Origin of the sequence: Sulfurovum sp. UBA12169 (assembly GCA_002742845.1) — a bacterium.
Lineage (GTDB): Bacteria > Campylobacterota > Campylobacteria > Campylobacterales > Sulfurovaceae > Sulfurovum.
The window spans coordinates 684504-705650 of record DLUH01000001.1; the positions used below are offsets into that span (position 1 = coordinate 684504).

At 39.0% G+C, this 21147-nt stretch carries 16 protein-coding genes; 1 reads left to right on the plus strand and 15 read right to left on the minus strand.

Annotation, left to right across the window (positions count from 1 at the left end; translation table 11 throughout):
• Positions 1–17: 17 nt before the first annotated feature.
• From CFH81_03555 to CFH81_03615, 13 genes are all read right to left on the minus strand, one after another.
• The gene (locus CFH81_03555) at positions 18–584 is read right to left on the minus strand and encodes a DJ-1 family protein (GenBank protein ID DAB41378.1); all 567 of its coding nucleotides are present in this window, start codon (positions 582–584) and stop codon (positions 18–20) included.
• A 38-nt stretch (positions 585–622) separates the two neighbouring features.
• Positions 623–1576: a cbb3-type cytochrome oxidase assembly protein CcoS gene (locus CFH81_03560; protein ID DAB41379.1), complete on the minus strand. Its 954-nt coding sequence runs from the start codon at positions 1574–1576 to the stop codon at positions 623–625.
• Positions 1577–2177: 601 nt separating this feature from the next.
• Positions 2178–2744, minus strand: coding sequence for an elongation factor P (gene efp / locus CFH81_03565; protein ID DAB41380.1), 567 nt, complete (start codon positions 2742–2744; stop codon positions 2178–2180).
• Positions 2745–2844: 100 nt separating this feature from the next.
• Positions 2845–4569 carry a multidrug transporter AcrB gene (locus tag CFH81_03570; GenBank protein ID DAB41381.1) on the minus strand — a complete coding sequence of 575 codons (1725 nt, stop codon included), beginning with the start codon at positions 4567–4569 and terminating at the stop codon, positions 2845–2847.
• Entirely contained in the window at positions 4566–6194 is a 1629-nt protein-coding gene (locus CFH81_03575; protein ID DAB41382.1) for a multidrug transporter AcrB, read from the minus strand. The genes CFH81_03570 and CFH81_03575 overlap by 4 nt, the downstream gene beginning before the upstream one ends.
• Positions 6195–6202: 8 nt before the next feature.
• A complete protein-coding gene (locus tag CFH81_03580) occupies positions 6203–7003 on the minus strand; it encodes an efflux transporter periplasmic adaptor subunit (protein ID DAB41383.1) in 801 nt (266 codons plus the stop codon).
• Complete coding sequence (locus CFH81_03585) at positions 7000–8382, minus strand: transporter (GenBank protein ID DAB41384.1); 1383 nt, start codon at positions 8380–8382, stop codon at positions 7000–7002. Before CFH81_03585 ends, CFH81_03580 begins: the two co-directional genes overlap by 4 nt.
• A 180-nt stretch (positions 8383–8562) precedes the next feature.
• Entirely contained in the window at positions 8563–10152 is a 1590-nt protein-coding gene (locus tag CFH81_03590; GenBank protein ID DAB41385.1) for a phosphoglycerate dehydrogenase, read from the minus strand.
• Positions 10153–10163: 11 nt separating this feature from the next.
• Positions 10164–11816: a 30S ribosomal protein S1 gene (locus tag CFH81_03595; GenBank protein DAB41386.1), complete on the minus strand. Its 1653-nt coding sequence runs from the start codon at positions 11814–11816 to the stop codon at positions 10164–10166.
• 57 nt (positions 11817–11873) lie between these two features.
• Positions 11874–12719, minus strand: coding sequence for a 4-hydroxy-3-methylbut-2-enyl diphosphate reductase (locus CFH81_03600; protein DAB41387.1), 846 nt, complete (start codon positions 12717–12719; stop codon positions 11874–11876).
• A complete protein-coding gene (gene aroA / locus CFH81_03605) occupies positions 12716–14005 on the minus strand; it encodes a 3-phosphoshikimate 1-carboxyvinyltransferase (protein DAB41388.1) in 1290 nt (429 codons plus the stop codon). The genes CFH81_03600 and aroA overlap by 4 nt, the downstream gene beginning before the upstream one ends.
• Positions 14002–16335: a phenylalanine--tRNA ligase subunit beta gene (locus tag CFH81_03610; GenBank protein DAB41389.1), complete on the minus strand. Its 2334-nt coding sequence runs from the start codon at positions 16333–16335 to the stop codon at positions 14002–14004. Before CFH81_03610 ends, aroA begins: the two co-directional genes overlap by 4 nt.
• Positions 16332–17324, minus strand: coding sequence for a phenylalanine--tRNA ligase subunit alpha (locus CFH81_03615; GenBank protein DAB41390.1), 993 nt, complete (start codon positions 17322–17324; stop codon positions 16332–16334). Before CFH81_03615 ends, CFH81_03610 begins: the two co-directional genes overlap by 4 nt.
• 235 nt (positions 17325–17559) lie before the next feature.
• Between CFH81_03615 and CFH81_03620 the strand changes: the two genes are divergently transcribed.
• The gene (locus CFH81_03620) at positions 17560–17913 is read left to right on the plus strand and encodes a histidine triad nucleotide-binding protein (GenBank protein DAB41391.1); all 354 of its coding nucleotides are present in this window, start codon (positions 17560–17562) and stop codon (positions 17911–17913) included.
• Between the two features lie 53 nt (positions 17914–17966).
• On the opposite strand, the gene CFH81_03625 is transcribed toward CFH81_03620, so the two are convergent.
• On the minus strand, positions 17967–19313 hold the full coding sequence (locus tag CFH81_03625) for a hypothetical protein (protein DAB41392.1): 1347 nt from the start codon (positions 19311–19313) through the stop codon (positions 17967–17969).
• A gap of 107 nt (positions 19314–19420) precedes the next feature.
• On the minus strand, positions 19421–20809 hold the full coding sequence (argH, locus tag CFH81_03630) for an argininosuccinate lyase (GenBank protein ID DAB41393.1): 1389 nt from the start codon (positions 20807–20809) through the stop codon (positions 19421–19423).
• Positions 20810–21147: the final 338 nt, after the last annotated feature.

Here is a 21147-nt window from a genome sequence, read left to right on the forward strand (position 1 = left end):
GCCCTACACGCCCTTTCTTAGCTGCAAAAATCAAGCAGCATTCCCTCTTTGATCGCCTGATAACTCTCAATACCTACCAGACGTTTTACAATTTCAAGACCAAAACAAAGCGCAGTTCCTGGACCCCGCGAAGTAAGTACCCTGCCGTCTTCAACTACTTTTAAATCCTCTCTGTAGCCGGGATGATTGATCTCATCTTTTGAACCGGGATAGCACGTATAGCTTTTCCCGAGCACCCCTGCTTGTTTCAGCGCATACGGTGCTGCACAGATAGCGCCGATATGTTTGTCTTTGGCTTTAAATTCTTTGAGAAGCGCTTGCACTTTTGCATTTTCTGCAAGTCTATGCGTTCCGCCCCATCCGCCCGGAAGCACTATCATATCAAAATCATCCGCAATCACATTATAAATGGAAGTGTCTGCCTTGATCGTAATTCCGTTTGTTCCGGTAACCATATCGGTTGCCAACTCATCCTCCAGATAAGCCAAACAAACCTCTATGCCGCCTCTTCGCATCACATCTATCAGCGATACCGCCTCAACCTCTTCAAATCCTTCTGCCAAAGGAAGCAATACGCTAGCCATCATTCTCTCCTTCTTTTTTTATCTTATTTTGCCATAATTTAAATTTTATTTCTAAGGATATGGTTTACAATTTTATACCCATGGTTTAATGCAATCGCGATGCTGCCTCCGTTTCTAAACGCTATATCTCCTGCAATATAAAGCCCTTTTGCTTGAGTTTCATAATTTTCATCAAAAATAGGCTCTCCGCTTTCATCAAGCGCAATTCCACAACTTTTTAAAAAATCTTTGGGTGTCGTCCCGCCAATCGCATATATAATCCTGTCATATTTTTCATATCCGTTGGTAAAAGACACCTTAACTTGCCCATGTTCAGCCTCAAGACCTTCTATGTCTTCCCCCAGCCTAAGTGTAACGGTTTGATTTTGAACATATTGGGCAATCATTTTTTGATTGACAGGGTTGGGCCTTGTCAATGTTTCTTTACGGTAGTTAAGTGTCACGTCATTGCAGCAACTCAACTCACATGCATACTCAACGGCACTGTCACCGCCGCCTACAACCAATATTTTTTCCTGATTGCCGCATTTATCTAAATTGAAATTGATTTGTGTCTTTAACGAAGCAGGAATTTTATAAGAAGGTTTATTGGGCTTTCCCATGCGGCCGATACTTACAATCACATTTTTAGCCTTATCCAGACCGCAAGGCGTGGTTACGTAAAATATACCCTCTTTTTTTTCTACCTTTTCAACCATGCAGTTAAAGCGTGTATCGATCATTCCGTCATCCAAAAGCTTATCAAAATAATCCAGCGTACTCTCTTTGGTTCCATCCGCAAAATCAATATTTCCTTCCAATACTACGGTTTGACCTTGCCAGTCTTTGTCCACCCTTTTGTTGTCTTTGTAAAATTTTCTGATAGTATGTGAATGGTTCTCAGTTTTTTCTATCATTAATATGCGCTCAAGCCCAAGGACCTTTGCCTCTACGGCCGAACCGATTCCTCCCGGTCCGCCTCCGATAATAATCACATCATAAAGTGCTTCCATGCCGATCTCCTTTGGGACCTAAGTTTGGTATTCTACTTTTTACTTACAGCAAATCCTATCTCAAAATAGCTAGCATATTGGTTTTGCTTCCAATTTCAGTTTATTTTAAGAGGATTGACTGTTTGTAACTTTACTATTTTATTTATTAAATATCATAATAATAATTTATTTATAAATAAAATTTTACCCATTTGTTACTTCGCCGGACTCTCATATTGTCATAGGCACAAAGTTCGGTGAGGAAATTGCGGGGAAAATTGATGATATATCATATCCGAAAAATCAACAGTCATTTAAGAGTTTGTTATTCATAAATGACGCCGATTCAGCGCAGAGTTCAAGGCGAAAGCGGTTTTGGAATTGTTGGCCGGGCTGAAGAACATACTCTCAATCAGGTTGCAAGAAAACATACCATCTATATTTCCGAAGAACCTGCAAGAGCAGAAGAAACAATTTTAGAAAATGTGGAGTCAACATTCAAATGAGCAAAGGTTAACAAAATGCATAAAGATGAGATTAAAGCCAAAAACCCAAAGAGAAAAACTGCTTATGTCAGTTAAGCTATTTTGAGTGTTTCTATTTGCTTGCTTAGATAAAAATATTATTTTGCTTTTTCCAGATATTTACCTTCAACTGTATCCACCTTAACCATCTCGCCCTCAAGAATATGAAATGGTACTTGTATAACCGCACCGCTCTCAAGTGTAGCCGGCTTTTTGCCTCCCTGGGAATCCCCTTTGAAGTTGGGCGGGGTCTCAACCACTTTAAGCACAACCGTTTGAGGAATTTCAACTGAAATGGCATGACCGTTATGGAAAAGTACATCTGCCTCCATACCGTCTATCATAAAATCAAATGTTTCTTTGCCTACTTGCTCATGGGTCAAAGCGAACTGTTCATAAGTTGTAGTATCCATAAATTGCAGCATCTCGCCATCATCATAAAGATATTGCATCGTTTTTTGCTCAAGCGCAGGGACTTCAAACTTATCCCCTGCATGGACAGTTTTTTCTATCACTTTTCCTGTACCGAGATTTTTGATCTTCATTCGGACGAATGCTGCACCTTTGCCGGGCTTAACATGTTGAAACTCTATCACCTTATAGGGGTTTCCGTCCATTTCCAGTCTGGCGCCTTTTTTGATATCACCCATACCTATTGTAGCCATTTTGACTCCTCGTTAAAAAATTATGTGCATTATAGCAGATGCTTGGTTAAATCAAATTATAAGGGCGCCTCCATCAAACAAGAGAAAGCCGATAAAAAAATTATTTGGTAATTGATATATTGTTTATATCACAATGATCTGCCGGTTTAAAATCCATAGCTTTTGTATTATCCATCAAAATAGGAACGAAGAATAATGAAACAAAAACAGCCGCCACCGTTCCCGAGATCAACGCGACGCCAAGTCCGCCAAAAATAGGGTCACTTGCCAACAAGGCAGAACCCAATATGATTGCTACGGCCGTCAAGGCAATAGGTTTGGCCCTTGTCGCGGTAGCTACGGCAATCGCATGACGTTTTGACATTCCATGGCATTGCATTAATGATTTTGCAAAATCAATCAAGAGCAATGAATTGCGAGAACTAATCCCCATCAATGCAATAAACCCTATCAAAGAGGTTGCCGTTAAAAAAAACGTTTCCGAGGTAAACCAATTGGCTACCCAGTGCCCCACGATCACTCCAATCAGAGAAAGGAATGAGCCAAGCAAAATAATTCCGCTAAGAGCAAAGCTTTTATAGTAAACAACCAAAAGCAAGAAAATCAAAACTAAAGCAGCTATAAAAGCAGCGCCAAGATCCCTGAAAGTATCCAAAGTCACTTTCATCTCTCCGTCCCAACGCAAAAGAAACTTTTCACCCGTTTTTTTATCCGTCAAATGCAAGTCAAACATATATGTCGATATTCCGGGCTCTTTGTTTACCTCATACTCTTTTGCAAAATACGCCATCATTTTTTCTCTTGCATCAAGCAAAGGATAAACCTGCGACACCATGTCTGTTTCTGCAATTACATTGATCATTCGATTGAGATTTTTATGCATAATCATGGGACTTGAGTCCGCTTTTCTAATCGTAACAACCTCACTTAGAGGCACAAGCATTCCTTCTGTATTCATAAGGTTCAAAGAAGAGATCTTGCTTTGCAAAATCTCTTTTTCATCTGATCGCAATTGCTTGCTTTCTTTATCTAATACTAAAAATATAGGTATTTGATCAGGGAAGTCTTTGGCATTTTTATGAGCAATCACCATACCTTCAAATGCAAGATACAAAATATTATTTACCTGCTCAACGCTCAATCCGCTTCTGGCAATCTTCTCTTTATCGGGCACCAATTCATATTTGCTATAGATCTCATCTGCCATCATATCCACATCAACCAATCCCTTCGTTTTTGAAAGAATATCCGCCACATTGGTTGAAATTTTCCTGATTTCATTAAGATTTTCTCCATACACCTCTACAACAATGGATGCCATCGTTGGAGGTCCTGCCGGCTGCTCAATGAATTTAATTGTAGTTTGGGGTACTAATTTTTCGCATTTGTCTTTCACTAAAGGTCTTAGGCGCTGTGTCATTAAAAATGAAGGCTCATCTCTTTGGTGCTTGTCTGTCAAATTCACAGAAATTTCAGCAACATTTTCAGTACCCTTCATGCCTGTTCCTTTTACAAGCCCTGCATAATCAAGCGGGATTCCTTGACCCAAAAAAAGTTCAATATTCATCACTTCTTTCTCTTTTTGCAAAAAATCAACTACACAGCTGCAAACATTTTTTGTCTGCTCAATTGAGCTGCCCGCAGGCGTATCGACATAGACAGAAAACGTATTGTCGCTTTTCCCCGGCAGCATTTTTGCCAAAACCAGTTGCGCAGGAAACATCAACAAAGAACCGAAAAATGCAAAAACAGTTAAAACAATTACGAGCATTTTTTTAGATTTTTTATCTAAAATATTATAAATAAATTGTTCTAGTTTTTTCATTGATCTTCTCCTTTGTTTTCTTGTATTTTATGATGATTGTCTCCTGCTTTTGGTTTTTTAAGAAGCTTTAAACTCAAATAAGGTGTAAAAATATAAGCCACTCCCAGTGACGCAAGCAAAGCAACAGGAACATTATACGGGATAGGCTTCATAAAAGAACCCATCATTCCGCCAACAAATGCCATTGGAACCATCGTTAAAATAATTGCCAAAGTCGCTATATTTGTCGGTGCACCGATCTCATCGGTTGCCTCTATCAGCAATTCATCCATCTCCTTGCTCTCTGCTTCATGGCTGTGTAAATGTCTATGTATATTTTCAATCACAATAATAGCGGCATCTACCAATAATCCCAATGAAAGGAGAAAAGCAAAAAGGGTAATTCTGTTAATCGTTTGTCCCGATAAATAGGCGATAAAAAGAGTAATTGCCAAAATGGCCGGTACTGTAAATGTTACAATCAAAGACTCTCTCCATCCCAGTGCAAATACCAACATAAAAGCAATAATAAAAATAGTAATAATCAAGTGATGCATAAGCTCATTTACTGCTTCATTTGCCCTGTGTCCATAGTTTCTGGTGACCAGATATCCTATTCCCGCATCAGAAAATTCTTTTTCATGCGCCTTGAGTACTTTCACCACATCCTCTGAAACAAAAACGGCATTTGTCCCCGCCAGTTTTGCTACAGTAAGCGTAATCTGCTTTGCTAGAGAAGTTATTTTCGCACCGCCTGCTTCTGTTTTATACAGTATTTTGGCTTCTTTGAAATTTTGAATATCTATGCCCTTGGTTACAGCGGCCACATCTTTAAGGTAAATCGGAGATCCCATATATTGCGCAACAATCACATTGCCTACATCTTCTACGCTCTCAATAGCGTTTTCAACACCAAAAATAACTAATTTCCCTTCATGTGTTCTGCTTTTTACATCAGGCACATCCACAGCAACAGACTGCACCGCTTTCATGATTTGCCCCAAAGACAAATTGTATGCCGAAAGTTTTCCTATGTCCACCTGCACATTGTACTGTGCCTTATGGGCGCCGCTGAGGGTAGTTTTGGCTACATTATCAATGGCATTTAATTTTTGCTGTATATTTCTGACTTTGTTAAAAAGCGTAACATCATCTACTTGCGAGTCCGCCTTGGGATAAAAAGCCACCGTAACGATAGGGATATCGATATCGATATCAAACGGTTTTATCAAAGGCTGCATTACTCCTTTTGGCATCTCATCCATATTTTGCATTACCTTATCATACAGCTTCAGATTTGAGTCTTCTCTGTCTTCTCCTATATAATACATAACATTGACAATCCCTACATTATCCATAGCCATGCCATAAATATGTTCTATTCCGCGAATCTCTCTGAGTTTTCTTTCCAATGGATTAATGATAATATTTTCTATCTCTTTTGGCGATGCCCCCGGCATCGCCACGATCACTGCTCCTCCGGATATAGCAATTTGCGGATCCTCTTCTCTGGGCATGATACTGAGTGCCAAATATCCCATAAGCAAAAGAAAGACACCCAATACAGCCGTCAAAGGATTGCGCAAAAACCCTTTGGCAAGTTTTCCCGCAACATCAGTTACTCGATATTCATTTTTAGCATCCATATTGCTTCCTAACCATTTATCATGACTTTTGCATACATGCCGGGATAAACGGATTGTTCTTGTAAATCGAAAGTCATCTTGATTGTAAATTTATGCGTCATAGGATTGGAGCTTGGAATAATAGAACTGATTTTGCCGATAGTTTTCAATCCGATAGAAGGAATCTCGATAGAAACTTCTTTGCCGAGTTCGATATATTTTAGATCGGTTTCGCTTATCTCTGCGAGGATTTTTAGTTTGCTCAAATCCGTAAGCACCACCGCAGGCATACCCGGTATCGCCATCTCTCCTTCATTGAGTTTTTTGGAGACAATCACTCCTGCATTGGGCGCTTGCACTTTAAGGTAGTTGTACTGATTTAAAACTTCATCTTTTTTAGCCAAAGCCTGCTGGACCTGCTCTTGTGCGATCTTCACCATATCTTGAAGATTTTTTGCTGCAAGCTGCAACGTTTCAAGTTCATACTTTGAAACCATTTTTTTTGCATAAAGCCTTTCATGCCTTGCAAGATTGGTAAGTACATTATTGTATTGATTTGCGTTCATTTGTAAGGCGAGCCTAGCTTGGGATATAGCTAAATCAACCTGTCGTTCTGCCGCTTCTATCTCTATGGAGTCGATTTCATAAAGCAGCTGCCCTTTTTTGACAATTTCGCCTTCGGATACTGCCATATTTTTTACATACCCCATATATCGGCTTGTGATCATTTTTTGATTGTCTGAAATCACACTCCCGCTCAAATTAATCTCCACGGCCTGCACAACCGTTGCCAAGAAGACCAAAGCCGACATTAAAATTATTTTTTTCATACATTCTCTCCTGCATTTAAGATGCTGTTTAATTCAAAAATCTTGGTATTGCGCTCATTTTCAACGGTCAAGAGCTTAAGCAGCATCTCAAGCTCTTTGGATTGCTTCATCAATAAATCCGAAATTGAAACCAATCCCTCTTTATATCGGGCATGATAGTTTTCGTACACTTTTTTTGCAAAACTTAGCTGTTTTTTGTAATTCTTGACATCAGAGGATTTGCTTAAAATTTCGGTTTGTAATTTTTTTACCTGCAAGGCAATACCGCTTTTAGCTAAAGCCACCTGATCTTGCACTTTGAGATAGTTGACCTTTGCTTTTTCGAGATTGGCGGCATCTACTCCTCCGTTAAACAAATTCCATTTAAACTGCACACCAAATGTGTAGGCATCTTTGTCTAAAAATTCATTCCACAATCTATTGTCGGCGCTTCCATATTCTGCAAATGCACCAACCGTAGGAAGGAAATTTGATTTTTCCACATTAAGTGCCATCTGGGTAATTTGCAGTCCCAATAATGCTTTTTGGATATCAATATTGTTTGATTCGATTTCAGCAACATTGATTCGAGGCATAGGCGCCATCTCATCAATTTTTCTTATAGAACTAACTTCCGTATTGAGTAAAAAAGAGAGAAACTGATAGGCCAGATCTTTGTTGAGTTTTGCCTGATTGAGCATACTTTGCGCTTCTGCTTTGCGTGCTTCGACTTCAAGCACATCAATATTTTGTGCATACCCTTCTTTATGCATAGATCTTACGACGTCTTCGAGTTTATCGATATTTTGCATGATCTTTGAAAGATTGTAAATATAGTTTTCAACCAAAGAGATATCATAAAATGCTTTTTTGGTTTGAAATATTTTTTCATTGAGAAGTTTCTGAGTATCATATTGGCTCATACGGTAAAGCGACTGGGTAATACGTCCGTATTCGGTCAATTTGCCGCCGGTATAAAGGGGCAACATGTAGGAGAGTTTGGTTTGGTAGTGATTGCGCGCTTCGGGATAATTTAAACTACTGGGTGGCTTATTGTACATATCTTCACATGCTTGCATATCCCCACCTTGACAATTTCCAAAATTATTCATAAATTCATCTGCACCAAAATCTCCAAAATCTGCTTCACGGCTTTGCAGCTTAAACCCAAATACATTGCCCGCGTCATTGGACCGCATAGCCGATACGGTGGCATCAAGCGTTCCGTAGTTGTGCCCTTTGGCCGCTTTGGCTTCATACATTTTCATTTGGGATTCAAACTGTGAGATTTTCAACTCCAGGTTGTTCTTTTTTAGCATGTCCAGCGCCTGCTGTAAACTTAAATGTTCCATACCGGCAAAAAGCGGTATCGCAAGCAAAAAGATCAAATACCTTTTCATTCAACACTCCCTTATGGTTTCAGATTGGTCGCAGCATAAATAAAACCATTTTCCTATGCCGGATAAAACACTATACAAGAAGAGAATTATATCGAAGAAAATATATTGTGTTAATTAAGGAAAGCAAGAATGATAAGTATTTTAGATAAAACAATCGAGCGGACGTCTCCGCCGATCTCTTTAAAGTGTCGCATGCGCAACGCTGATGCACGCCTTCAAAGCAGAAAGTTCTTCCAGAACTTTTTTGCTGACTTTTCCGTCAACTCGTACAACAGCAAGGGCTTGCTTCTTGGTATCTCTTCCCAATCTAAAATCAGAAATATTAAGACCGTTTTGTGCCAAAATTCTACCGACATCGCCGATAACTCCGGGAGTATCTGTATTTCTAAAGAAAATCATAGTTCCTTTTGGCTCAACATCCAAATCATAATCATCAATTTCAACAATACGCTGTACACTTCCATCAAATACAGTACCCGCTATACTGATAGTGCCCTGTTCTGTGGTCAATTTAATGATGACAATGTTGGTAAATCCGCTGGTGTTGGGTTTAATCTCTTTGCTGATCGATATTCCGCGCTCGGCCGCAACGAATTCAGCATTAACGTAATTAACTTGGTCTGCCAGAGATTCTGTCAGTACACCCACTGTGGCAAATGTACCCATAGATTCAATATACTCTGCAATCTCACCTTTTGCCATTACCTTAATAGATTTTACAGCACTTTTTTTCACTTGTGCTGATAAGTGACCCATTTTTTGTATAAGTTCAAGATATGGTCTTACAAAATCAGGTAATTCATTTTCTTTGATCGGCAAATTCAGCGCATTCGGATAAGCAATCCCTTTTGCAGAAGCTATTGCATTTTCTGCCGCTTGTATTGCAATATTTTCTTGCGATTCTTTAGTATTTGCACCCAAGTGAGGCGTCACTGTCACATTATTTAAATCCAATAACGGATGATCTATGGCAGGCTCTTTGTCAAATACATCAATCCCGGCCATTGCAATTTTTTTAGATTTAAGTCCTTCAAGAAGAGCTTCTTCGTTATAAAGACCGCCTCTTGCACAGTTGATAAGAATTACGCCGTCTTTCATTTTGGCAATCTCTTCTTTTCCGATCATGCCAATGGTCTCTTCGGTTTTTGGTGTGTGTATCGTAATGATATCGCACGCCAAAATATCATCAAAATTTTTAGTGTACACAATATCTTCGTTTGTCACTTTAGACGAATCGATATAGGGATCATAGGCAATCACATCCATTTCAAAGGCTTTAGCTCTTTTTCCGACGCGTGATCCTATGTTTCCAAATCCTATAATACCAAGCTTTTTATCTTTGAGTTCAGTACCATACCAATCTTGTCTTCTCCATATACGGTCAATTTTGAGATTATTGTGTGCGTAAGGAAATGTTCTCACGCACGAAAGCATATGTGTCATCGTAAGTTCCACTGCAGCGATAGTATTTGCCGTAGGAACATTCATCACAACGATTCCTCTTTTACTGCATCCGTCAATGTCAACATTATCAACACCTACGCCTGCTCTTACTACAGCTTTTATTTTAGCTGCGTGCGTAAGAAAAAACTCATCCACATCTGTGGATGAACGTGTAATTGCCACATCGGCAAGAGGAAGTATCTGCGTTACCAACTTGTCTTTGGGTTCATCTGCTGCATTGATCATTTCAATATCAGCATCACCACTTAAAATATCTAATCCTTTCTGATGGATATGATCACAAACAACAATAGTAATCTTTGACATGGTATCGCCTCTTATTTTTTAAATTGTTCTTTAAATGCATCACCCAATGTCATGCTGTCGTCTTGATCCATATTGAGCTGCTCCATGGCCTCTCTTTCTTCTTGGCGCTCTAATCTTTTTACGGAAACTCTGATTTTATCGTTATTTGCGTCAATAAAACTTATCACACCCTTAATCTCTTGTCCTTTTTCAATTTCATCAAATTTAAGCGGATGAAGATCTTCTGTTCTTATGAGCGCATCTATATTGTCTTGAAGAGAAATAAATACGCCAAACTCTTTTTTATCTTTTACGATACCCGTTACAATAGATCCTATTTTATGCGTTTGGGCAAATGCTTTTATAGGTGAAGTCTCTAATGCTTTTTTGCTCAGAGAAATCTTCCCTGCGTCCTTATCTATCTTAATAATTTTTACCTCAACCTCATCACCGACCTTAAGAGTTGATTTTGCATTTTGAGCCTTATCCCATGAGATTTCTTGATTATGCAATAATCCTTCTACCGTCCCTACTTTTACAAAAGCGCCGAAGTCAGTAATAGAAGTTACAAAGCCTTTTACAACATCGCCCAATTTATATTCGGAGGCAAAGGCGTCCATTGGTTTAGGAAGAAGGTTTTTAAGACTTACTCTCAGCCTTCTGCCTTCTTTGTCAATTTCAATTACCTCTACGTTGATCTCTTGACCATTTACAAGATAATCTTTGGGATGTTTTACATTTTTATCCCATGAAATTTCAGAAACATGCAAGAATGCCTCAAGATCTTCACCCAAATCTACAAACACGCCATACGGTTCAATATTGCTTACTGTTGCTGTTACGGTATCGCCTACGCCGATAATCGAATCGATATCTGACCAAGGATCAAGGTTTGCGTCTTTGATGGAAAGAGAAAGATGTTTTTTCTTTTTATCGTAGTCAAGCGCAATAACGTGAACCTCATCGCCTTCCTGAAAATATTTAGACGGATTTACGGGACCTTTGTGTGAAATTTGAGAATAATGGACAAGACCGTCCATGCCTCCCACGTCTACAAACATACCATAACTGGTAATTTTTTTGATGGTGCCGACAACCGGTTCTTTGTTTTCAAGAAGTGCTGAAACGATTTCATCATTTTTACTTTTATCTCGCTCAATCAATTCTTTTCTGGAAACAACAACTGAACCTTTTTCTTTGTCTACTTTTACGATAACAGCTTTTACTTTTTTGCCCATAGGATCAGTTTTAGAAGAGAGATAAGAAAGTGTGCGCGGCATAAAGAATTCCAGTCCGTCGCAATCTACAACATAACCGCCTTTATTTTTTTTGGTTATTGTGCCTTCAATGATATATTCTTGCTCATCATCATACTCAGAAATAAATTCATTTAGTGCTACTCTGTTTTGTGCCATAGTATGAGATATTTTGCCTCTTCCCAATGTTACCACACTAATACTATCGCCCTCTTTGAACGTAAGATTCCCTACTTTATCTTTTAATTCGCAAAGCGGAAGACTCGCGTCTCTGCCGCCTCCAATATCTACGATTGCTTGGTCTTCTTTTTCATCTATTCTAACAATAGTACCTGTCACTAAATCATTTTTTGATTCTGATTTTTTAAACGACTCCTCAAGCATCGCTTCAAAATCTACATCTTCTATTTCGATATCTTCGAACTTCATACCTATCCTTATGTGTGCCTAATTTTACGTTATTATACTATTTTTTATTTAAATTACTTAATCTTCTATTTTTTTCATCGATTTAATCTTATCGATTACATTCTGGACAACCCAATCGGGAGTTGAGGCCCCCGCAGAAATACCGCAAAGTTCTTTATTTTCAAACCAGGATTTATCCAGCTCCTGCTCATTCTCCACAAGATAGCTGCTATGGCAATACGTTTTGCAAATAGAATGAAGCTGTTTGGTATTGGAAGAGTGTTTGCCGCCTATTACAATCATGATATCGGCTTTTTTAGCCAACTCGGCGGCTGCATCTTGATTTTCAAATGTAGCATTACAGATAGTATTAAATACCCTGACTTCTTTATGATTTAAAATTAGCGCATTAACAATTTTGAAAAAATCTTCCGGCTTTCTTGTTGTCTGGGCTACCAAAGCCACTTTGCCTAAAATCGGCAATCCTTCAAGGTCTTTTTCATCAAGGACGACAAAGGCATTGCGCTGATCTTGTGCATAGCTGACTACGCCTTTGATTTCAGGATGATTTTGATCCCCGAAAATCACAATGCTGTATCCTTTTCGGCTCATCTTTTCAACAATTTTCTGAGGCGTTGTTACATAAGGGCATGTAGCATCTATGATGGTATTTTTTTGTGCTTTAAGCTGAGCCAATTCATGCTTTGGAATGCCATGTGTACGAATCACCACTGCATCATCGGGATTGATTTCATCAAATTTTTCTGCCAATCCAATCTGAAATCCTTTTTTAAGACGATCAATCTCATCCTTATTGTGAATGAGCGGACCATAAGTCTTGCTTCCCTTGTATTCTTCTGCGATTTTAATGGCTCTTTTTACACCAAAACAAAACCCATAACTGGATGCCAATTGAATCTTCATAGGCTTACCTTTGTTATTTGGGAAAGAATAGCAAAGAAATTAGGGAAAGAAGTATCTATGCATGCAATATCTTCTATCGCCATACCGTCCAATAACCCTGCAATTGCAAAACTCATGGCTATTCGGTGGTCTCCGCAACTGTTTATTTTTGCTCTATGAATTTTTCCGCCTACGATCTCATATCCGTCTTCATATTCAACTGTTTCGATTCCGCACGCATTGAGTCCGTTTAGTACCGAAGAGATACGATCGCTCTCTTTGACCCGCAGCTCATGCGCATTGTGTACACGGCTTATACCTTTTGCACTGGCCATAGCAATAGCAAGCGCAGGAAGCTCATCTATCAACCATGCAATATGATTTTCAATATCAATGGCCTCTAATTTGCCATTGTAACTTACGTGAATATCGCCAATCGGTTCATAAATATTTTCTCGAACCGCATATATTATTTCTGCCCCCATGCGTTCCAGTGCCTTATAGGCTTCGATTCGTGTAGGATTGAGTGTTACATTTTTGATTGTCACAGAAGCATCCGGCGTAATTGCTGCAGCCACGGCAAAGAAAAATCCGCTGGAAGGATCAGCCGGGACAGTCATATTTAAAGGATTTAAAGGTGTCTTTATCGGAGAAATCTCTATCCATCCGTCTTTTTGCAATACAATACTTGCGCCCATACCCTGAAGCATGCGCTCCGTATGGTCGCGGCTAAGCAACGCCTCTTTATAATAGCTTTTTCCATCCGCTCCCAGTGCAGCAAGAATAAGTGCGGATTTAACCTGTGCAGAATCTACAGGAGATTCGTAGCGAAAAGGTCTCAAGGCCTGTCCCCTGATACAAAGTGGGGCCAAATTGCCATTTTCTCTCCCGTCTATCTTGCCTCCCACTTCACGCAAAGGTTTGACGACTCGGCTCATAGGACGGTGGCGCAGGTACTTATCCCCCGTAAGAACAAAATTACCCTTTACTCCCGCAAGCAAACCACAATACAATCGCATACCCGTTCCAGCATTTCCGCAATCAAGAACATCGTCAGGTTCAGCGAGTTTTGCAGGCGGCGCAATAACTACATCCGATCCTTCCCTTTGTACATGTGCCCCCAGCTGTGATGCTATTTTTAAAGAGTTCAGTGTATCTTCGCCCAAAAGAAAATTACGTATGTGCGAAGGCTTGTCGCTCAATAAAGAAAATATAGCACATCGATGAGAGATTGACTTGTCTGCTGCGATATCATCACACACCAGCTTAAATGTTTTTTGTATTGGTGCTATATGTGCTACTTTCATCTCAGTTCTGCCTTACATTCTTTTTTAAGAATTTCCATAATCTGGGTAATAACAGTTTCTATCTCACTCTCTTGAAGTGTTTTTTCCATCGATTGGATAAAGAAACGCATTGTTAAACTTTTTTTATCACCCAGCTTTTCATCCTCGTAGATATCAACCGGATAGATATCTTTAAGCAGTGGCAACACTAAAGAGCGAAGCACTTTAGCCACTTCATAATAAGAAATTTGTTTATCTATCACGACGCTTAAGTCTTTATATACCCCTTGAAATTTAGAAATTGATTTGGCATTTATGTGCTTGGGCATCAATGCGTCAAAATCCAATTCTGCAAAAAAAGTATCGGGAATGCCGTAGCTTTGCTGTACGCTAGGATGCAATTTACCTAAAAATCCGCATACTTTTCCATTCACCAGAATGTCTGCAGATTGATATGGATGCAATAAGCCGTTTTTATATGTGCAAGGCATTAGTTCAAAAACACCAATCACAGCTCCTACTTTTTGTACAAAAGAAGTAAAATCAATCATTTTTGGTTTTCCGCTATTGCTGACATTTTCATTGCTTATTTGACCGGAAAAAACAAAAGAAAGAACCTCTTTTTGTTCGCGTCTGCTTCCAAAAACATAGCCTATTTCAAAAAGAGGAATAGATTTTTTAGTATAGTTCACATTGCGTTTTACCGCATTAAGAAGATTTATTAAAATTGTACTTCTTAGGGTATTTAACTCTTCAACAATAGGATTTGAAAGATCCAGTCTTTCTTCTACCGTAGAAAAACCATAACATTCCAATGCGGATTTTTCACCAAATACATAAGAAACGTTTTCATAAAATCCAACACTGACCGCACGGTTTCTTAGTGATTTTTTTATTTCATATTTATTGGATGTGCTGTTTAGGCGATTTCTTTCAAAAAATGCCAATGGTTTTGCTTGTATATTGTTAATTCCTATGATACGCACTATCTCTTCTGCAATATCTTGAATATTGGTAATATCATGCCTAAAGAGCGGCACCTCGGCTGTAATCAAATGATCCCCTATAACATTGATTTCAAAGCCCAAATGCCTTAAAATAGTAATCATTTTGTTGGTTTCTACTTTTTGTCCTACAATTTGGCAAATTTCATCTGCGGTGACACGAAGGATCGTTTTTTCATGCTCGGCGTCTACATCCAAAGATCCTTCGTAACAATTAATTTCACTATATTGATCCATCAAAAAAGCTAAGTACATAAGGCCAAAAGAAAGATCAGGATTGCTTCCTCTTGAAGTTTTATAGTAGAGTTCATCTTTGGCCAAAGAACCCGCAAAAACAGCTTCAACGAGAATATCGGGATTTATATAGCTAGCCTCAAAAAGAATTTGTCTGGTTGCGTCATTGGCTATACATTTTTTCTCTTGACTGACACCCACAATACTCAAAGGCATCCCATTGCTACTTATTTCAATAATACCTTTTTTAACAGCTACGGGCCTAACAACTATCTTGTCTGTTTCATTGCGAAAACAAGCACTGTCATAAGCGCGCAATATTACTCCGGTTGCATGTGTTGCATATGCAACCATCCCCCCTATAATGCCTTGCGCTTCTATCCCGACCAAAGCTAAACGCAACTGCACAATAAAGCTATTTTTTTTTGTTTCTACGGTAGCCAGCTTATACCTCAGGTTTGCCTCCATTATACCATCGGTATGAATCTCTGCTTCCCTGGCAATACCAAGCTTCATCTTCTCTTCTTGTTTATAACTAAAAGATTTCAATTCTTTATCCAATGCAACGCTTAAATCTCTTGCTACGCCATAAACGCTCAAGCAATCACCTCTATTTGCAGTCAACTCAAGTTCAATAATCGTATCTGCCATTTTTTCATACGCACCGAGTTCATTTCCTGCTTCAAGCTTGCCGATACTTTCATCAAGAATCATGATCCCTTCGCCCAGAGAAGGCAATCCAAGCTCTGAAGCAGAACATACCATTCCTTCACTCTCTACGCCTCTAAGCTTGGCATGTTTAATATTGAAATCACCCGGCAAGACTGCTCCTATCATTGCCACTGCGACATATTCTGCATTGATCACATTTGCAGCTCCGCACACAATCTGCCTAATCCCCAAACCTACATCTATCTGGCAAACATTAAGCTTATCTGCATCCGGATGCTTTTCACAAGAAAGAATTCGTCCTATAACTACTTTTTGGGGTATTTCAATAGATTTCATACTCTCTACTTCAAGCCCAATTGCATTGAATGTTTCATAGAGTTTATCGTTTGATATGTCACTTAGATCAATAAATTCATTTAACCAACTTCTTGTCACTCTCATCTAAACTGCTCCAACAAACGAATATCTCCCTCAAATAGCGATCTTAAATCAGGTATTTTATGCATCAGCATTGCGAAACGCTCCACTCCAAGACCAAATGCATAACCGCTGACATCTTCATAGCCGACTGCCTTAAATACATTAGGATCTACAATCCCGCATCCAAGAACTTCAAGCCAGCCTGTTCCCGAACATACTCTGCAACCTTTGCCTTCGCAAAAAATACAAGAGATATCCACTTCTGCCGAAGGTTCAGTAAATGGGAAAAAGCTTGGTCTAAAACGCACCTTGACATCTCCAAACATATAGCGCAAAAAGTCTATTAAGATAGATTTTAGATTTGCGAAACTTACCTTTCCCTTCTCTTCCACAACAAGCCCCTCCACCTGATGAAACATCGGTGTATGCGTAAGATCATAATCTCTGCGAAACACTGCACCCGGGGCAATCATCCTAATGGGGGGCTTGGTTGACATCATTGTGCGTATCTGAACAGGAGAAGTATGAGTACGCAAAAGCCCGCCGTCGTTAAAGTAGAAAGTATCTTGCATATCTCTCGCAGGATGGTATTTCGGAAGATTAAGAGCCTCAAAGTTATGAAAATCATCTTCAATCATTGGTCCGCTCTCAACGGCAAAGTTTAAGGCTACAAAATAGTCAATAATCCTATCCATTGTCTCTGCAACCGGATGCAAAGCACCCTTCGCAGAAAGTGTACTATAAAGTGAAACATCAATGGCTTCACTTTGAAGTATGCTTTCTATCTCTTTTACCTTCAGTATTTGATATTGGATATCAAAAGCGGTCTGTAGGGCTGCTTTATTTTCATTCAACTCTTCTGCAAATGCTTTTTTCTCGGGACCCGGAACATCTTTAAGCTTAGCAAACTCTGCGGCTAACAGTCCCTTTTTGCCAAATAATTCAATACGCACTTTTTCCAATCCCTCAAGCGAATCTGCTTGAATGATTTTTTCTTTTAAATTTTTCATTTCACTCCATTTGTCAAAACACCCACAACGCAAAGCTCTGCACACTATGCTGATACCAATCCGCTTCAGCAGCAGGTCTATACGCCCAGTCATGCTCTAAAAACTATGTTTTTATCGTATCGTTTTTATTTCTCTATGATGGATGTGATTTTATCCAAAACTAACTAATAGTGGGATTTATTGATATATATGTGTGTTATAATTCCATAAAAGTAGTAAAATAAAGGTTATATTTATGTGTATATTTTGTAAAATTGTTAACAAAGAAATCCCCAATAATACAGTACATGAGAATGAGCACTTTTTAGCATTTCATGATCTCTATCCCAAGGCGCCTGTGCATATCCTTATCATCCCCAAACAACATGTAGATTGTTTTCAAGAGGCCAGTGCTGAAATGATGGGGGGATTAACGATTTTTATTCAAGAAGTTGCTACAAAAGTCGGCATAGACGAAACAGGATATAGGCTCATCACCAATAATGGACAAGATGGAGGGCAGGAGGTCTTTCATCTTCATTTTCATCTGTTGGGCGGAGGGCAACTTACATGGGATCATTCCCACGAAGATGCACACAACTTCATTTAAAATATGCATTTTACATGGAAACAGAAACAAAGAATGAATGATTGCTTTTACTCTCATAATGCAATCATCTGTGCAAACCAAAGAAAACTAAAAAAACCAATAATATCGACTAAGGTTATCACAACAACAGAGCTGGCAACAGCTGGGTCAAACCTCATTTTTTTAAGAAGAAGAGGGACTGATACTCCCAGGAAACCGGCCAATAAAAAGCTTACAAACATAGATAAGCCGATTGAAAGAGAAACATATTGATTTTTAAACCAAAATTGGGTAACGATGGCACTAAGTATGCCAAACAGTATTCCGTTTACGGCGGCCATTTTTAACTCTTTGATAAAGACGGGACGAAGTTTATGAAGATTGATCTCTCCTAATGCCATTTGTCGGATAACTACTGTCATCGTTTGTACAGAAGCCGTACCTGCCATATTGGCCACTATCGGCATGAGAACTGCTAAGGCAACGATTGTTAAAAGTATCTCTTCAAATACGCCTATCACCATTGAAGCAACTATTGCGTTTACCAGGTTGATAGCAAGCCAAATCGATCTTGCTCTTCCTGTTTTTGAAAAACTCTCAAGAATATGTTCTTTTTCGCTTAATTTATTAAGGTTGTAGATCTGTTTTGTTGCCCTTTTCTGCATAGCAGCCGCGGCATCATCGTGGGTAATCTGACCCAGCAGATAACCCTTCTCGTCAACAACAGCTATACTTGCAAGGCTATACTTCACCATCATATTGATCGTTTTATTGATAGAATCATAAGGCATTACACTATAAGATATAGGAAATTTGTTTATAATCTCAGAAAATACACCGTCTGTTTTTTCCAAAAGAAGATCATCGATGCAAATAGCTTTTATAAACCTGCCTCTGCTGTCAGTCACATATACACTTTGAACTGTACCAATGCCCTGCTCTTTGAGCTTCGCTAAGATCTTTATGGCTTGATCTACAGTTTTATCGCTCGAAACTTTAAAAATCTCAGTTTGCATTAAAGAGCCGGCTTCGCTACTGCGATAGTAGGTAAGCTGCTTGATCGTTTCTTGTGTTCGATGTTTTAAAAAAGTAAATAATGTATCGCTCTTCTGACGATCGGTTTTGCTGACAGATTGGTACAAATCAGTAGCATCATCGCTATCTAACACTTCAATTATCTGCGCCAAGTATGCTGCATCATGCTCTTTGATAAAATCAATCTGAAATGGTAATGGAAGCTCTATGAGAGTTGCAGCTCTCTTTTCAAGAGGAAGCAGTTCAAGGTAAGCAAAAAATTTTTCCTCATCTTCATGCTTAATCACTTTCAGATAGTCTGCTAGATCCGCATTATTAACATGTTTGTTGGCCCGCATACCATTTTTTAATTTTTCAAGATAAAAATCTATTGATTTGTTGTCCAAAACAAAATTCCTCAATTTTATAAAAATTATTTATCTTAGATACATATTATTTATGAAAATAAGAAGCAAAAACCGTCTACAAACTTTTTTACCTACTGCTTATATCTTTAGCCTTGTGTAAGTAGCCAGGCCTTTAAGTCCTTTATCTGATCCAAAGTTCTCATTGTAGCAGTACCCCCTTCTGAATGACGAGCATTCATTGAGGCTCGATTATCAAGCAGCATCATTACATTTTCACCTATGCGCTTATCAATGCTTTGCAAATCAGACAAACTGAGTTCAGAAATATCCAATTTTTTCTCTTCTGCCAAATTTACGACATTGCCCGTAATATGATATGCGTCGCGGAAAGGAAGTCCTGCCTCTCTTACAAGATAATCCGCCAAATCTGTAGCGCTCAGATGCCCTACCATGCAAGCTTTCTCCATCTGCTCTTTGTTGACCTTCATCTCCGCAATCATCTCATCGAGTACACGAAGAGACAAAATGGCCGTACGTACAGAGTCAAAAACACCCTCTTTATCTTCTTGCATATCCTTATTGTATGCAAGAGGCAATCCTTTCATTACTGTGAGCAATCCCACAAGATTGCCGTTAACGCGTCCTGTTTTCCCTCTTAATAATTCAGGAATATCCGGATTTTTCTTCTGTGGCATAATAGAGCTTCCTGTTGCGTGGCGATCACTCAGTGTTACCCATCTAAATTCACTTGCACTCCACAAAATCAATTCTTCACTTAAGCGGCTTATATGCATCATCATCGTTGCAATATTAAAGAGGATCTCCAAAGCAAAATCTCGGTCGCTTACCGTATCAAGACAGTTGAGCGTCGGCGCACGAAAACCCAGTTTTTCAGCCGTAATCTTTCTGTCGATTGGATGTGGTGTGCCTGCCAGTGCCGCACATCCAATCGGACTATAGTTGTTCCGCTCATACGAACTTATAAAACGCTCATAATCACGTCTGAACATACTCGCATACGCTATCATATGATACCCAAAATTAATAGGCTGTGCATGCTGGAGATGCGTCATGCCTGGAAGCAATGTTTCGGTATGCTCTTGGGCAACCTTGATCAATGTAGTAATGTTTTTCAAAAGAAATTCCGCAATCTCTTTCGTGCTTCGCTGCACGTAAAGCCTAAAGTCCAATGCCACCTGGTCATTTCGGCTTCTTGCAGTATGCAGACGCTTGCCTGCATCTCCTATCTTCTGCGTCAAACGCCCTTCTACGGCCATATGAATATCTTCATCCTCACCATCTAGAGTAAAAATACCGGACTCTATTTCTTTAAGTATCTCAACAAGTCCCGTTTCGATCTGACCATAGTCTTCTTGAGAGATGATTCCCTGCTGGGCAAGCATAAACGCGTGCGCCTTTGAGCCTTCGATATCTTCACGATAAAGCATTTTGTCAAAAGGAAGAGAATTGTTAAGATCCTGTAGCAACTGAGAGCTTTTTCCTGAGATTCTCGCAGAAGCAATTTTTTTAGACATGGTTATCTCCTCAATATGATATCATTGAAAGTATTTTAGCGTAAAGTAAGTTTGCATCTATTGAAAGAAAAATGAATAAAAAAGCAGAAAAAGTCTTAAAAAACACATTCTAAAAGACGTTCCCAAAAGCACAAACAAGGAAGGATTACAATTTGGACAAGGAGTAAAACTCCGAAGAAATCGCCTTTTCTAATGACAGTATAAACTATGAGGATTAATAAAGCGTTAACGATTCATAAGCAAAAGGTAAAAGAGCAGATAAATAGAAAAAATTTGTGTTAAAAAAACTAAACAGTAAAAATAAATAGGGGGAATAAAAAAGAAAGAATATAAACTCA